Origin of the sequence: Alicyclobacillus fructus (assembly GCF_017329605.1) — a bacterium.
Taxonomy (GTDB): Bacteria; Bacillota; Bacilli; order Alicyclobacillales; family Alicyclobacillaceae; genus Alicyclobacillus; species Alicyclobacillus fructus.
Map to the genome: position 1 here is coordinate 82,823 of NZ_JAFMTY010000004.1, position 14,436 is coordinate 97,258.

17 protein-coding genes are annotated in these 14,436 nt (G+C 62.5%); 16 read left to right on the plus strand and 1 reads right to left on the minus strand.

Going from position 1 to position 14,436, the window contains the following annotated elements; genetic code table 11:
• Positions 1-28 precede the first annotated feature (28 nt).
• From J3481_RS03015 to J3481_RS03065, 11 genes are all read left to right on the plus strand, one after another.
• On the plus strand, positions 29-586 hold the full coding sequence (locus J3481_RS03015) for a sigma-70 family RNA polymerase sigma factor (RefSeq protein WP_206831436.1): 558 nt from the start codon (positions 29-31) through the stop codon (positions 584-586).
• Entirely contained in the window at positions 573-1,610 is a 1,038-nt protein-coding gene (locus J3481_RS03020; RefSeq protein ID WP_206831437.1) for a hypothetical protein, read from the plus strand. The genes J3481_RS03015 and J3481_RS03020 overlap by 14 nt, the downstream gene beginning before the upstream one ends.
• Positions 1,611-1,728: 118 nt before the next feature.
• A complete protein-coding gene (gene ald, locus J3481_RS03025) occupies positions 1,729-2,841 on the plus strand; it encodes an alanine dehydrogenase (RefSeq protein WP_206831438.1) in 1,113 nt (370 codons plus the stop codon).
• 23 nt (positions 2,842-2,864) lie between these two features.
• Complete coding sequence (locus tag J3481_RS03030; RefSeq protein WP_206831439.1) at positions 2,865-3,173, plus strand: metal-sulfur cluster assembly factor; 309 nt, start codon at positions 2,865-2,867, stop codon at positions 3,171-3,173.
• A 151-nt stretch (positions 3,174-3,324) separates the two neighbouring features.
• On the plus strand, positions 3,325-4,110 hold the full coding sequence (gene sufC / locus J3481_RS03035; protein ID WP_206831440.1) for a Fe-S cluster assembly ATPase SufC: 786 nt from the start codon (positions 3,325-3,327) through the stop codon (positions 4,108-4,110).
• A gap of 15 nt (positions 4,111-4,125) precedes the next feature.
• Positions 4,126-5,397: a SufB/SufD family protein gene (locus J3481_RS03040; protein ID WP_206831441.1), complete on the plus strand. Its 1,272-nt coding sequence runs from the start codon at positions 4,126-4,128 to the stop codon at positions 5,395-5,397.
• Positions 5,394-6,626 (plus strand): cysteine desulfurase, encoded by a 1,233-nt coding sequence (locus J3481_RS03045; RefSeq protein WP_206831442.1) that lies wholly within the window; start codon positions 5,394-5,396, stop codon positions 6,624-6,626. Before J3481_RS03040 ends, J3481_RS03045 begins: the two co-directional genes overlap by 4 nt.
• A complete protein-coding gene (gene sufU, locus J3481_RS03050; protein WP_206831443.1) occupies positions 6,613-7,068 on the plus strand; it encodes a Fe-S cluster assembly sulfur transfer protein SufU in 456 nt (151 codons plus the stop codon). Before J3481_RS03045 ends, sufU begins: the two co-directional genes overlap by 14 nt.
• Before the next feature lie 48 nt (positions 7,069-7,116).
• Positions 7,117-8,529, plus strand: a complete 1,413-nt coding sequence (gene sufB, locus J3481_RS03055) for a Fe-S cluster assembly protein SufB (RefSeq protein ID WP_206831444.1) — start codon at positions 7,117-7,119, stop codon at positions 8,527-8,529.
• Positions 8,529-8,840, plus strand: a complete 312-nt coding sequence (locus J3481_RS03060) for a non-heme iron oxygenase ferredoxin subunit (RefSeq protein ID WP_206831445.1) — start codon at positions 8,529-8,531, stop codon at positions 8,838-8,840. Before sufB ends, J3481_RS03060 begins: the two co-directional genes overlap by 1 nt.
• Positions 8,841-8,891: 51 nt before the next feature.
• On the plus strand, positions 8,892-9,326 hold the full coding sequence (locus tag J3481_RS03065; protein ID WP_206882429.1) for an RrF2 family transcriptional regulator: 435 nt from the start codon (positions 8,892-8,894) through the stop codon (positions 9,324-9,326).
• A 25-nt stretch (positions 9,327-9,351) separates the two neighbouring features.
• Here J3481_RS03065 and J3481_RS03070 read toward each other — a convergent pair whose 3' ends face one another.
• Complete coding sequence (locus tag J3481_RS03070) at positions 9,352-9,633, minus strand: hypothetical protein (RefSeq protein ID WP_008339413.1); 282 nt, start codon at positions 9,631-9,633, stop codon at positions 9,352-9,354.
• Positions 9,634-10,115: 482 nt separating this feature from the next.
• Here J3481_RS03070 and J3481_RS03075 point away from each other — a divergent pair, with 482 nt between their 5' ends.
• From J3481_RS03075 to J3481_RS03095, 5 genes are all read left to right on the plus strand, one after another.
• Positions 10,116-10,493: a DUF3886 domain-containing protein gene (locus tag J3481_RS03075; protein ID WP_206831944.1), complete on the plus strand. Its 378-nt coding sequence runs from the start codon at positions 10,116-10,118 to the stop codon at positions 10,491-10,493.
• 16 nt (positions 10,494-10,509) lie between these two features.
• The gene (locus tag J3481_RS03080) at positions 10,510-11,394 is read left to right on the plus strand and encodes an inositol monophosphatase family protein (RefSeq protein WP_206831945.1); all 885 of its coding nucleotides are present in this window, start codon (positions 10,510-10,512) and stop codon (positions 11,392-11,394) included.
• 25 nt (positions 11,395-11,419) lie between these two features.
• Positions 11,420-12,925: a nicotinate phosphoribosyltransferase gene (locus J3481_RS03085; protein WP_206831946.1), complete on the plus strand. Its 1,506-nt coding sequence runs from the start codon at positions 11,420-11,422 to the stop codon at positions 12,923-12,925.
• Positions 12,926-12,991: 66 nt separating this feature from the next.
• Entirely contained in the window at positions 12,992-13,966 is a 975-nt protein-coding gene (locus tag J3481_RS03090) for a 4-hydroxy-3-methylbut-2-enyl diphosphate reductase (protein WP_206831947.1), read from the plus strand.
• Positions 13,963-14,187, plus strand: coding sequence for a hypothetical protein (locus J3481_RS03095; RefSeq protein WP_206831948.1), 225 nt, complete (start codon positions 13,963-13,965; stop codon positions 14,185-14,187). Before J3481_RS03090 ends, J3481_RS03095 begins: the two co-directional genes overlap by 4 nt.
• Positions 14,188-14,436: the final 249 nt, after the last annotated feature.

Consider the following 14,436-nt stretch of genomic DNA (forward strand, 5'->3'; position numbering starts at 1 on the left):
CTGGACCCAGGTTTGAAGGGGTAGAAGCATGAGGCACGCTCGTCGCAAGGAAACGCCGGCTGGGGATGCCCAGTTGCTCGCCGAATGGATGGAGTTGTACGGCGGCGACGTGATCCGGCTGGCGTACTCGTATGTGCACAACTTTCACAAAGCCGAAGATATCGCCCAGGACGTATTTCTGCGCGCGTGGCAGCACTATGGCGAATTTCAGGGGCACTCGTCCATCAAGACGTGGCTCTTGTCCATCACAGCCAACCGCGCGCGGGACGTTTTGCGTTCCGGCGTGGAACGCCGCGAGCTGGCGGACGACGGGGAAGCTTTCGCTCGCGTGGTTGAACCGACCGATCCGGCCGACGTGGTTGCGAACAAGTTGGCCCGGGATGCGGTGTGGAGAGCCATCCGGACCTTGCCGGAAACGTATCGCGAGGTGATGGAACTGTACTACGGAAACGACCTTACGACGCGCGAAGTCGCCGAGGTCCTCGGGGTTCGGGATCAGACCGTGAGAACGCGCCTGCACCGAGGCCGGATCATGCTTGAGCAGGCGCTTGCGGAAGAAGGGGGGATGGGCCGTGACCAGGCGTGAAGATGGCGAGCTTGACGCGAAGCTTCGCCGTATCTACCGGGAGCGCGAGCCCGTTCCGTTCCGGGAAGAATTGAAAGCGCAGGTGCTTCGGGACATGTACGCCCGTTCAGGCGAAGCGGCGTACGTTCCCGCGGCGCGCAGGAGACGTGGCTGGATCTCGGCGGCAGGCTTGTGGGCTGCCGGGGTGGCCGTGGCATTCGTGTGTCTCGTCGTGGCCGTGCCAAAGGCGGCCTGGCATACCGCCTCGGACCAAGAGATGGCGAAACACGCGCAACATCAACCGGTTCAACGTGTCGTGCGCGGATACGGGCTCGAATATGCGCCCATCGAGGTCCTGGACGTGCGCGTGGGCACCCTTCCGGGCGAGCCGGCCAACTCGTGCGTGCTCGCAGAACTGCGGAACACCTCGAGCCAAACCATCGCCGAACCGGATGTGATGGGCGTGCTTTGGTTCACGCCGAAAGGCGGAGGAGAAGAGAACTGGCTCACGTTTGTCAATGCGCCCGCTCAGGGTTTGAAGCCGGGACAGACCATCACGTGGGGGTTTCACCCTTCAGGTCCACACGCCGGGACTTCGCAGGCCCTGTCGGAAACGCCCCATCTTCGGTTTTTCTACAGCCAATCCGCCTCGGCCGACACCGCGAATCTCGTCTGGAGCGAGGCGCCCGTCGAGGTCGAAGATGTCCAGGTTCTCCCTGTGCCTGGGGGATCCGGACCCACGTGGCAATCCGCGGACGTCTACGCCACCCTTGTGAACCGGTCGTCGCGGGCTGTCAACCTCGCGAATGAGCGGGCCGTGATCTGGTTTTCACAGCAGCCGTCCGACACCTTCTTCAACCCCTCGGTGGTTCGCTTCCTGTTTCACGTGACACCTGAGCTGCCGGGCGTCACGTGGCCGACCACGTTGAGACCGGGCGCGCGCGCGCGCGTGGAGTTTCGCGTGCTCTCGGCGAAGGAGACGGACTTTTTCAGCCGCATCTGTCACGTCGTCGTTTTGGATGCGCCTTTGGTGCCCAAGGACTAGGGGTCCCAATCGTTGATCTCTCGCCCGTCCGCCTTCCATTGCGTTTCTGGGACGCGCTCAGTACACTGGATGCGGAACAAAGAGGGCGACTTGCCCCAAGCTCGCTGGGGGGATCAACGTGATCATTGGCGTACCCAAAGAATTGAAGGACAACGAGAACCGGGTGGCCATCACACCGGCTTTGGCCCACGCGCTGGTGGCTCAGGGCCACGAGGTTCGGATTGAGGCGGGGGCGGGAGAGGGAAGCGGCTTTCGCGACGAGGATTACACGTCGGCAGGCGCAACCATCGTGCCGGACGCAGAGACGGTTTGGAAAACAGCGGATATGGTGATGAAGGTCAAAGAGCCCCAACCGGTTGAATATTCGTACTTCCGGTCCGGGCTCATTTTATTTACCTATCTCCACCTCGCGCCGGAACCGGAGTTGACAAAGGCGCTCATGGAGTCCGGCGTCACCGCGATTGCGTATGAGACCGTGCAGCTCGAGGATCGCTCGCTGCCGCTGTTGACCCCGATGTCCGAGGTGGCGGGGCGCATGTCCATCCAGATTGGGGCACACTTTTTGGAGAAGGCGCACGGTGGGCGCGGGGTGCTGCTCGGAGGCGTGCCTGGCGTGCCGCCCGCGCGCGTGATTGTGGTCGGCGGCGGCATCGTCGGGACCAATGCGGCCCGCGTCGCCGTCGGCATGGGGGCGGACGTCACCATCTTCGACAACAATCCAAAGCGGCTTCGGGAATTGGACGACCTGTTCCAGGGCCGCGTGCGGACGATGATGTCGAATCCGTACAATCTTCGGGAGCACATCGAGGGCGCAGATCTGCTCATCGGCGCGGTGCTTATCCCCGGCGCGCGCGCGCCGAAGATCGTCACGGAAGACATGGTGAAGGGTATGAATCGCGGCGCGGTGGTGGTGGATGTCGCCATCGACCAGGGAGGTTCCATCGAGACCATCGACCGCATCACGACGCATTCCAACCCAGTGTTTGAGAAACACGGGGTATTGCACTACGCCGTCGCGAACATTCCGGGCGCGGTGCCGCGCACGTCGACACTCGCGCTGACCAACGCTACGGCGCCGTACGCGCTGAAGCTGGCTCAGGGGCGCGAGGACGCGCTTCGGCACGATCTGGCCCTGGCCCGCGGCGTGAACGTGTACAGGGGGCGCGTGACCTACCAGGCGGTGGCGGATGCCCTCGGCCTGCCCTATACGCCGGTTGACAGTTTGCTGTAAAATGAAGTGAAGGGGGTGTGGGCGTGGTCACCGAAGAACAGGTGCGCACACTTTTGATGGACGTGCTCGACCCCGAGATCCAGATCGACATCGTCAACTTGGGTATGGTCTACGGCATCGACATTCAGGATGGCGGCAAGCGCATCAAGGTCACCGTCACCCTGACGACGATGGGATGCCCGCTGTTTGACGACATCAAGGAGCAGATCATCGAGAAGCTGTCGGAACTGGAAGGGGTCGAACAGGTCGACGTGGAGTTGACCTTCGATCCGCCCTGGGACAAAGAGATGATGTCCGAAGAGGCGAAGCTCGTGTTCAAATACCTGTTTTGACGGCTCGCAGGAGATGCGCAGGGCATGCCGTTTGAGGCGGCCCTGCGTCGACTTGCTTTTTGCTGTCATTGTGGTACGCTTGCAGTTGAAAGATGACTTGAGAAGTCAACATTCGTTGCCCAGATAGAGGCGAAGAGAGAGGTCGGTTCGTGTGAGCAAACCTGATTTTGTGATTCGCAATCTCCACGTTCAGGTGGAAGGCAAGGAGATTCTGAAAGGCGTGGATCTGCATATTCGCGGCGGTGAAATTCACGCCATCATGGGGCCCAACGGAACGGGCAAGTCGACGCTGGCGTCGGCTATCATGGGCCATCCGCATTATGAAGTGACCGAGGGTGAGATCTGGCTCGACGGCCAGAACGTGCTGGAAATGTCGGTGGATGAGCGGGCGCGGGCCGGGCTGTTTTTGGCGATGCAGTATCCGGCCGAGGTGCCGGGCGTTTCGAACGCAAACTTCATCCGCACTGCGCTGAACGCGCGCCGCGGCGAGGGGAACGAAATTCCCGTGTTGCAGTTTCATCGCCGCCTGGTGCAGAAGATGAAGGAGCTGAGCATCGATCCGTCCTTCGCGGAGCGGTATTTGAACGAGGGCTTTTCCGGCGGCGAAAAGAAGCGGAACGAGATTTTGCAGATGGCCATGCTGGAGCCGCGCATCGCGATTTTGGACGAGATCGACTCCGGCCTCGACATCGACGCGCTCAAAATCGTGGCAAACGGCGTCAATCAGCTGCGTTCCGACAACATCGGTTTTCTGATCATCACCCACTATCAGCGGCTCCTGAATTACATCGTGCCGGACGTCGTGCACGTGATGATGCAGGGCCGCATCGTGAAGTCGGGTGACGCGAAGCTCGCGGAGGAGCTCGAGGCCAAGGGATACGACTGGTTGAAGCAGGAACTTGGCATCGAAGACGAGACCGTCGAAGTGGAAGCCTGAGGGGGTGACGCAGCCGTGGGAGAAGTGACCGCTTTGAATCCAGTGCTGCGCGTCGCTCAGGCGCTGCAGGAACCTAAGGTTGTGACGGAAAAACGGGATGCGGCGTGGAAGCTGTACGAGTCGCTCGAGGTGCCTCGCCTGGAGAAAACGGATCTTCGGCGCGTGACCTGGGACGTCGGAGAGTTTGAAGCGACGGGTGCGGAGGTTCCGGAGGACGTTGCATCCTATGTCCAGGGCATCGAACACTCGTGCGCGCTCGTGGTCGACGGGGTGGTGCGCGAGATCCGATTGTCCGATGAGGCGCAGGCCAAGGGCGTCGTGCTCGTCTCCATCCATGACGCCTGCACGACGCACGCGGAGGTCTGGAACCGCCATTTCGGCGCCATCGTCCCTGCGGACGATTCGAAATGGGCGGCGCTCAACATGGCGCTCTTTGCGGGCGGGGTGTTTGTGCACGTCCCGCGCGGCGCGGAGTTGGAGCATCCCATTGAGGTCGTGTACGTGTGGACGGGGCGGCCGTTCAGCGCCTGTTCCCGCAGCCTGGTGGTGACGGAACCGCTCGCGCGTTTGCGCTACGCGGAGACGACGTTCGCCAAGGGCGGAGAGCGGTTCGTGAACAGCCATGTCCTCGAGGTGTTCGCTTCGCAAGCGAGCTCCATCCAGGTCGCGACCGCGGACGAGTGGCGGAAGGGCGGTATGCATTTTGTCACGCGCCGCGCCAAGACGGAAAACGACGCGGAGGTCGACTGGGTCGTCGCGGATACGTCGGATGGCCAGGCAGTCGAGCTCGTCGAGAGCGAGCTCGCGGGCCAAGGAAGCCGAAGCTTCACTCGGGTGATGGGTCTTGGGCACGGCCGGGCTCATGTCGAGATCACCGCGAGCATGCGCCATGTCGGACGCCATACCGAGAGCGAGATTTCCATGCACGGCGCCCTGCGGGATCGCGCGAATGTCATCTTCCGCAGCCGCACGCAGATCGAAAAGGGGGCGGTCGGCGCGGGGAGCGAACAGCATGATCGGATGATCATGGTCGACGGCACAGCGCGCGCGGACGCCATTCCCATGCTGCTCATCGACGAAAACGACGTCGAGCGCTGCGGTCACGCGGCGAGCGTTGGCAAGATCGATCCGCTGCAGGTGTATTACCTGATGTCGCGCGGCATTCCGCAGTCGACGGCTGTGCAGATGATCATCTGGGGCTATCTGCGCGATACGGTCGAGGCGCTGCCGTCGGATGCCATGCGGCAAATCGTCGTGTCCAGGGTGGAAAGGGAGCTTGCGCGATGAACGCGGAGGAGCTTCGCAAGGATTTCCCGATTCTGTCCGAGCGGATCAACGGGCATCGGTTGGTATATCTCGACAACGCGGCGACGTCGCAGAAGCCGCGCCAGGTGATTGACGCGGTGGTGCGCTACTATGAGCACGACAACTCGAACGTGCACCGCGGTGTGCACACGCTCGGGTCGCGCGCGACGGAAGCGTACGAAGCGGCGCGCGAGCGGGTGGCGCGGTTCATCCGGGCGAGATCGCCCCAGGAAGTCGTCTTCACGCGCGGCACCACCGAATCCCTGAACATGATCGCGCACGGCTACGCGCGGGCGAAGTTGCGCGAGGGCGATGAAATCGTCCTGCCGCCGAGCGAGCACCATTCGAACCTGATCCCGTGGCAGCAGGCGGCGCGGGCGACCGGCGCCACGCTGCGCTACTTGCCGCTCCAGCCGGATGGCACCATCCGGCTGGAGGACGTGGAGGCGGCCGTGACAGACCGCACGAAGATCGTGGCCATCGCGCACGTGTCCAATGTGCTCGGAACGGTCAACCCGGTGCGGGAGATCGCCGAGATCGCTCACCGGCACGGGGCCATCATCGTGGTGGACGGCGCGCAGAGCGTGCCGCACATGCCCACGGACGTCGTGGCGATGGACTGCGACTTCCTCGCGTTTTCGGGGCATAAGATGCTGGGGCCGACCGGGATCGGCGTGCTGTACGGCAAAGCCGAGCTGTTGGCGGAGATGGAGCCGACCTACTTTGGCGGCGAGATGATCGACGTGGTCGATCTGTACGAATCGACGTGGAAGGAAGCGCCGTGGAAGTTCGAGGGCGGCACGCCCATCATCGCCGGTGCCATTGGGCTCGCGGCCGCGATGGACTATCTCGATCGCGTCGGCATGGCCGAGATCGAACGGCACGATGCGGCGCTGGCGGCGAAGGCGGTGGAGCGGCTGGCCGAGATCGACGGCGTGACCATCTTCGGGCCGCCGCCGGGACAGTCCCGGGCCGGGCTTGTCACGTTCAACCTGGGCCGCGTGCATCCGCACGATCTCGCCACGGTGCTCGACGCGCGCGGCGTGGCAATTCGGGCTGGGCATCACTGCGCGCAGCCCTTGATGCGGCTGTTCAATGTGCCGGCGACGGCGCGCGCCAGCTTCTACCTGTACAACACCGAGGAAGACGTCGATGCGCTCGTGGATGCCGTCCTCGAGGCAAAGGAGTTTTTCGGCCATGCAATTGGATGATCTGTATCGCCAGGTGATCATGGATCACTATCAGCACCCCCGCAACCGGGGGACGCTCGACGAAGGCGCGATTTCGGTGGATCTGCGCAACCCGAGCTGCGGCGATGAGATTAAGCTGCAGCTGTTGGTGGACGGCGGTGTGGTCAAGGACGTTCGCTTCCTCGGCAGCGGTTGCTCGATTTCCATGGCTTCCGCGTCCATGATGACCGAGGCCATCAAGGGCAAGCCGTTGGAGGAGGCTGTTCAGCTGGCGCACACGTTTCGGGCGATGATGCGCGGCGAAGACGTAGATCTGGATCAGTTGGGCGAGCTCGAGGCGTTGCAAGGGGTCCGCAAGTTCCCCGCGCGGATCAAGTGCGCCACGCTGGCGTGGCAAGCGCTGGAGCGGGCTGCATCCGCGCCCGAGGGAGGACGCGTGGAGGACGAGACGTTCGGCGATTGAGAACGGGCCGCTTTGGCGGCCGAGATCGACCATGAGGAGGGATTGGACATGGCGAAAGTGCTGCCGGACAAAGAGTTGCCGGACATGGAAGCGTATCAGTATGGATTTCGCGATCCCGACATCGCCGTGGCGAAGCTCGAGAAGGGCCTGTCTCGCAAGACGGTGGAACAAATTTCGATGATGAAGAACGAGCCGGGGTGGATGACCGACTTCCGCCTGCGCGCGCTCGAGATTTTCCAACAGAAGCCGATGCCGACGTGGGGCGGCGATCTGAGTGAGTTGAACTTCGACGATATCACGTATTACGTGAAGCCGACGGAAAAGCAGGGCCGTTCGTGGGATGAGGTTCCGGAGGAGATCAAGCGCACGTTTGACCGCCTCGGCATTCCGGAAGCTGAGCAGAAGTTTCTGGCCGGCGTGTCCGCGCAGTACGAGTCCGAGGTCGTGTATCATTCGATGCGCCAGGATCTCGAGAAGATGGGCGTCATCTTCACGGACACGGACAGCGCGCTGCGCGAGTATCCGGAGCTGTTTAAGGAGTACTTTGGGACGGTCGTTCCGCCGGAGGACAACAAGTTCGCGGCGCTGAACAGCGCGGTCTGGAGCGGCGGCAGCTTCATCTACGTGCCGAAGGGCGTCCGCTGCGAGGTTCCGCTGCAGGCGTATTTCCGCATCAACTCGGAGAACATGGGTCAATTCGAGCGCACGCTCATCATCTGCGACGAGGACAGCTTCGTCCACTACGTCGAGGGGTGCACGGCGCCCATCTACAGTACCAACTCGCTGCACAGCGCGGTCGTCGAGATCATCGTGAAGCAGGGCGCGCGTTGCCGCTACACGACCATCCAGAACTGGGCGCCGAATATCTACAACCTGGTCACCAAGCGCGCGGTGGCGTACCGCAACGCGACGATGGAGTGGGTCGACGGCAACATCGGTTCGAAGCTGACGATGAAATACCCGTCCGTGTACATGATGGAAGAGGGCGCCAAGGCGATGGTGTTGTCCATTGCGGTGGCCGGCCGCGGCCAGCACCAGGACGCGGGGGCGAAGGTCGTCCATCTGGCGCCCAACACGACGTCGACCATTGTTTCGAAGTCCATCAGCAAGCACGGCGGCAAGACCACGTATCGCGGATTGGCGAGCTTCGGCCCGAACGCAAAGGGCGCCAAGGCGAACATCAAGTGCGACACGCTCATTCTCGACGACAACTCCACGTCGGACACGATCCCGTACAATGAGATCATGAACGACGACGTGACGCTGGAGCACGAGGCGTCGGTGTCGAAGGTGAGCGAGGAGCAGCTGTTCTACCTGATGAGCCGCGGCATTCCGGAGGAAGAGGCGACGCGGATGATCGTGATGGGCTTCATCGAGCCGTTCACGCGCGAGTTGCCGATGGAGTACGCTGTGGAGATGAACCGGCTCATCAAGTTGGAGATGGAAGGTTCGATCGGCTGATGGCTTGGATCAAGGTGGCGAATGTATCCGACATCGGCGTGGGCGAGATGAAGCGCGTCGAGCTGCCCTACGATGACATCGCCATTTACCACGCCGAGGATGGATTTTACGCGACGTCAGACGTGTGTACGCACGCGGCTCAGTCGCTCACGGAGGGACGCCTCGAAGGGCACATCGTGCATTGTCCGCGCCATGGCGGCAAGTTCGACATCCGCACGGGAGAGCCGAAGGCGTTCCCGTGCGTGATTCCGCTGCAGACGTATCCGGTGGAGGTGCGCGGCGGAGAAGTGTGGATCGACGACGAAGGCTGACGCCCTCTGTCGATCCCGCCCTCCGCGCTCGACGCGGAACGGAGGGATAACTTGAAAATTTCAAGCCGCACGGAGTACGGGCTCAGGGCGATGGTGGCACTCGCGAGAATGGCCGGACACGAGCGTCCGGTTCCACTTCGGGCGATCGCGGAGGCAGAGGCCATCCCGGAGCCCTTCCTGGATCAGATTATGGCAAAGCTGCGCCGTGCCAATCTGGTGACCAGCGTTCGCGGAGTCAATGGGGGATATCATCTCAGTCGGCCGGCGGAGCAGATCTCGGTCGGGGAGTTGGTTCGCGTGCTCGAGGGCTCGCTGGCGCCCATCGCGTGCGTCGACGACGCGGATCCCGAAAGCGCGTCGTGCGATCTGTACGCAGGTTGTCACGCTCGCAGCGTGTGGGTGCGAGTGACCAAAGCCATCGCCCGAGCGCTGGATCAGCTCTCGCTCGCTGACGTCATGCACGACGACGTGCCGCTTCAGGTGTAGAAGCGGCACGTCGTCTTTTCCGGCTTTAATTCGTAAACCCGAGATCGAGTTTGGGCAATTGCTGGATTTGTTCGACGGCCTTGTCTCGCTCGTGGCACGCGTCCAAATACTCGAGGTAGACCTGTTTGATGGACGGGTGTTTGTGGAGGATGACAGGATCGACCAGCAAGTGGTGTTCGTCTGCGTCATACGAAATGTGGTTGCTGGGATTGTAGCCGCAGTCGCGCATTTCGTTGAGCAACGCCGCCAGCGTGTCCTTCACCCGAAAATGGGCGTTGGACCAAGCGTCTGAGCGGTAGACCTCCATTTCCGCAGCCCCCCTTCATGCCGTCTTCCCGTGTGAAAAGGCCATCTTACTCTCCAGTATAATGCTCCGGGCGGAGATTCGCCAGTTTTTCCATGCTGCGCGCGAATCGAGGCGAGCGGGAACGGATGGATGGGGCTCATGGTCTTCCTCGCAGCGAGGCGGAAAGGTTGAGGCGGGTGGTGGGTGCAAGACGCGCGGCACGAGAACGTGGCCATCGCGCCGGCGCCTTGTGCGCTTTCAAACGCTCCGCGGAATGAAGGTCTCAATGCCGACGACCACGACGGCCACCCAAAACAGCACCCAGAAAAAAGTCCGCAATGGGAATGCGCCTCCTCTGCTTGTCATCGGACCAAACTACAGGTATTGTAGCAAATCGGATAGGTAAGTTCATCTCGCCTGACGCGCGTTCGGCGAGTCCTGGCGAGTCTCGATGGACCCCGAGCGCCGCGCGGCCGAGCGCCGGGGATTTGGGGGCATGAGGGATGGGCAAACGGAAACCCTTGAGACGATCGGATGAAGACGGGCTCGACAAGCCTGCATACGCGCGCGGAGAAGAGACCGAGAAAGCCCAGGGCGCGAACCAGGATGAGCCCAGGCGGTCGACGGTCCAACTGGAAGAAGCGCTCAAAGGCGACATCGCCGCGAAGTTGATGGCGCTCAAGCAAACGCTGGAGCCCGCCCCGGAGGCGCCTCGGAAATCCGAGCGCCCCTCTCCGGCGAAACGCCGCACGGCGGACACCACCGCGGAGGAGGAGCCTTCCTTCGAAGAACTCCTCAATCCGCGCGACGACGATGAATCGTTTGAGGCGCTGTTGGAGCAGTCGAAGCTCGACTGGCGCTTCTTCAAGGGCGACGACTGAGAAGGGATTGTGACACATGGCGGAGGCGGCCTACGTTTCGCTCGCCGCGACGGCGTTTCGCGCCGCGCTCGCGGCGGGCGATCACATGATCAGACGCTATCGGACAGAGTTGGTGGTGGAGACCAAATCTTCGCTGGCAGATGTGGTGACGGACGTGGATCGCGCCTGCGAAGAGGCGATCCGCCGCACATTGGCCGATGCGTTTCCCCACCACCGGATTCTTGGGGAGGAAGGCGTCCGGCCCGGGCGCGAGGCGGCGGTTGAGGCCCTCGCGGATTGCCTCGACTGTTCGGATCTCTGGATTGTCGATCCATTGGATGGCACCACGAACTTCGTGCATCAGCTCCCGCTGAGCGTCGTCTCCATCGCGTATGCGAGCGCGGGCGAGGTGCGGTTCGGCGTGGTGCTCGATCCGTATCGGGGCGAGTGGTTCTACGCCGTCAGCGGTCAGGGGGCTTATTCGGCGGGCGATCACGACATTCGCGCATGGCTCGCCGCCCCATCCGCGGATTGGCCGGGGAAGCCTATCCGGGTGTCGGGGGTCCGTGAGCTTCGCCGCGCCGTGATGGCGACCGGGCTCCCCGTTCGCCATCGCGATCGCCAGAACGTCATGCGGAGAGCCGCGGACGTGATTGCCGAGGTGAAGAGCCTGCGGACGCTCGGCGCGGCGGCATTGCACTTGGCGTACGTCGCCGCGGGTCGGATCGACGTGTTCTGGGAGTTCGACCTCAACGCGTGGGACATCGCGGCTGGGGCCCTGCTCGTTCGAGAGGCGGGCGGCGTCATCCAGTCGATGGAGGGTCATCCGTATTCGCTGTGTGTGCGGGACGTGTGCGCGGGCTCCGATGGCGAGATGCTCCGGGCGCTCGGGGCGCGTCTCGTGGCCGGTGAAAGCCCATGAGTGGAGCAGGGGTGGAGATGAGCGTATGGACATGCGGGAGCGCGCGAGGGCGCGCGTCGAAGAGATAGGAGCGTTGCCGGTGTATCGCGATCGCCATCTGACGCTGCTCACGGACCTGTATCAATTGACCATGATGTACGGCCACTTTCGGGCCGGCCGTCACGAGAACCGCGTGGTGTTTGACCTCTTTTACCGGAAAAACCCGTGCGGCAATGGCTACGTCATCGCGGCGGGCCTCGAACAGGTCGTCTGGTACATTCACAACCTCGCCTTTACGGAGGACGATCTCGCCTACCTGCGATCACTCGGCATGTTCTCCGATGACTTCTTGGAGTATCTGCGCAACTTCCGTTTTCGCGGCGACGTGTACGCGGTCCCGGAAGGGACGGTCGTCTTCCCGAATGAACCGCTGTTGCGCGTGGAAGGGCCCATCGCCGAGGTCCAGCTGATTGAGTCGGCCGTGCTCGCGTTCGTCAACCATCAGAGCCTCATTGCGACGAAGGCGCGGCGGATTGTCGAAGCCGCGAGGACCAACGTGAAGCACCCTGGCAGCACCGTGATCGAAATGGGGCTGCGGCGGTCTCAGAACGCGGACGCGGCCGTCTTTGGCGCGCGGGCGGCGTTTATCGGAGGCTGCGTGGCCACGAGCAACGTCCTTGCCGCTCAGTCTTACAACATCCCCGTGGCGGGCACGCAGGCTCACAGCTGGATTCAAAGCTTTCCGAGCGAGTACGAGGCCTTTCAGGCTTACCGCGCCGCGTTTCCGGACAACACCGTGCTCCTGGTGGACACGTACGATGTGCTGAGAAGCGGCGTTCCGAACGCCATTCGCGTCGGCTTGGAGATGAAGGCCGCGGGGCAGCGTCTCAAGGCCATCCGCATCGACAGCGGCGATCTCGCCTATTTGTCGAAGCGCGCTCGCCAGATGCTGAACGACGCTGGGCTCACGGACGTGCAGATCATCGCGTCGAGCGATCTCGACGAATACACGATTCGCGACCTCCTGACGCAGGGGGCCGAGATCGACAGCTGGGGCGTGGGCACGCGCCTCATTACGAGCGAAGACTGTCCGTCGCTGGGCTGCGTGTACAAGCTGGTGGCGCAGCAGTTTGGCGACCGCATGGAGCCGAGGATCAAAATTTCCGAGAACCCGAACAAGATCACGAACCCCGGCAAGAAGAAGGTTCTGCGGCTGTACGTGAACGGGTCGGCCACGGCGGACCTCATTGCCCTCGATGACGAGGTGTACGATCCGTCCGAGCCGCTCGAGCTCTTCCACCCCATTCACACCTACAAGCGGAAAGTGGTGCAGAACTACGAGGTGGAAGAGTTGCTTCGCCCCGTGTTCGTCGGCGGCGAACTGGTGTACGAACTTCCCACGGTCCAGGAGATTCAGGCGCGCGTCGAGGAGCAGTTGTCGGCTTTCTCCTCGGAGGTGAGGAGACATCTGAATCCTCACGAGTACCATGTGGACCTGTCGAAGCCGCTCTGGGACCTCAAACAGCGGTTGCTGCACGAGTGGCGCCGGTAGGCAGGGTGCCGTCGCGCGTGCCCTTCGCCCGGCGATCGGGTATGATGGACTCGAGGGGGCGTTCATATGGAGGTCGTCAAAATTACGCCGCGCGGCTACTGCTACGGCGTGGTGGACGCGATGGTGATCGCCAAGCGGGCGGCGGAAGACAAGCGCCTGCCGCGGCCCATTTACATTCTCGGCATGATTGTGCACAACCAGCACGTGGTCGACGCCTTCGCGAGGGAGGGCGTGATCACGCTGGACGGTGCGGATCGGCTGTCGCTGCTGGAGAAGATCGATCGCGGGACGGTCATCTTCACGGCACACGGCGTGTCGCCGGAGGTCAAGCGCAGAGCGCGCGAAAAAGGGTTGACGGTGCTCGACGCGACCTGCCCAGATGTCAACCGCACCCACGAACTGATTCGGGAGAAAGTCGCGCAGGGTTACGAGATTGTGTACATCGGCCGACGAGGCCATCCCGAGCCGGAAGGCGCCATGGGCGTCGCGCCGGAACACGTGCACCTTGTGGAAAACAAGGAAGACATTGAAGCGCTCTCGTTGCAGACGGATCGCATCGTGGTGACCAATCAGACCACCATGAGTCAGTGGGACACGCGGGAGTTGACGGAGCTCGTGTGCCGGAAGTATCCGACGGCCGAGGTGCACAACGAGATTTGCCTGGCCACGCAGCTTCGCCAGCAGGCGGTCGCCGAACAGGCCGGTCAGGCGGATCTGTGCATCGTCGTGGGCGATCCGCGAAGCAACAACTCCAATCGGTTGGCGCAAGTGGCCGAGGAGATCGCGGGTGTCAAAGCGTATCGCGTGGCGGACGTCACGGAGATCCAACCCGAATGGCTGATGCATGCCAAGCGCGTGGCGGTGACCTCCGGCGCGAGCACGCCGACAGCGGTGACCAAGGAAGTCGTGGAATATCTGGAGCAGTTCGATCCGGCCGATCCCTCGACGCACCAGCCCAAAAGGACGCTTGACCCCAACCGGATTCTGCCCGTGCTGCGAAACGAACGGGTTCGCCAGGGCGTGGAGCGCGAGGCGACATGAGCCATGGGCTGTGGGCAGTGGCGGCGGCCAGTTTCATCGTGTCCATTGCGCTATGGGCGTGGCGGTTGCGCGTGCCCAAGGGTACGCGCGGCCGCGGTTGGCTCACCGCGTTCACATGGCTTGGCTGGCTCGCGTTTCTTTCGCTCGCCGGTTACGGCGCCGGTTTCGCGGCGGGCGATCGCGGCGTCAATCTCCTTCATGTTCTGCATATCTCGCGATAGCATCGCGTTGAAGGGAAATGTGCGAGCGAGAGCGCGGCGCGTGTCGGAAAACGTGTCATGAGGTGTGCGGTTTCCTCCGAAGCGCTTCGGCAAAGCTCGCTGGTTCGCTTTTTGCAACTTTGGATAGCGCTTTCATTTCGACAAGGATCGAAAAAATTTTTGCGTCGAACGCATCCTGAGGTTCGACAAACGGACACAGGGTGATATAATAGTCCCGAAGCGGCGCAGAATTGAAAGAAAACTTAACAT

Bases quoted from the DNA above. Each gene is read 5' to 3' on its own strand.
- J3481_RS03015 (WP_206831436.1), top strand. From the start codon at position 29: ATGAGGCACGCTCGTCGCAAGGAAACGCCGGCTGGGGATGCCCAGTTG.
- J3481_RS03045 (WP_206831442.1), top strand. From the start codon at position 5,394: ATGAACGCGGAGGAGCTTCGCAAGGATTTCCCGATTCTGTCCGAGCGG.
- sufU (WP_206831443.1), top strand. From the start codon at position 6,613: ATGCAATTGGATGATCTGTATCGCCAGGTGATCATGGATCACTATCAG.
- sufB (WP_206831444.1), top strand. From the start codon at position 7,117: ATGGCGAAAGTGCTGCCGGACAAAGAGTTGCCGGACATGGAAGCGTAT.
- J3481_RS03060 (WP_206831445.1), top strand. From the start codon at position 8,529: ATGGCTTGGATCAAGGTGGCGAATGTATCCGACATCGGCGTGGGCGAG.
- J3481_RS03070 (WP_008339413.1), bottom strand. From the start codon at position 9,633: ATGGAGGTCTACCGCTCAGACGCTTGGTCCAACGCCCATTTTCGGGTG.
- J3481_RS03075 (WP_206831944.1), top strand. From the start codon at position 10,116: ATGGGCAAACGGAAACCCTTGAGACGATCGGATGAAGACGGGCTCGAC.
- J3481_RS03080 (WP_206831945.1), top strand. From the start codon at position 10,510: ATGGCGGAGGCGGCCTACGTTTCGCTCGCCGCGACGGCGTTTCGCGCC.
- J3481_RS03085 (WP_206831946.1), top strand. From the start codon at position 11,420: ATGGACATGCGGGAGCGCGCGAGGGCGCGCGTCGAAGAGATAGGAGCG.
- J3481_RS03090 (WP_206831947.1), top strand. From the start codon at position 12,992: ATGGAGGTCGTCAAAATTACGCCGCGCGGCTACTGCTACGGCGTGGTG.
- J3481_RS03095 (WP_206831948.1), top strand. From the start codon at position 13,963: ATGAGCCATGGGCTGTGGGCAGTGGCGGCGGCCAGTTTCATCGTGTCC.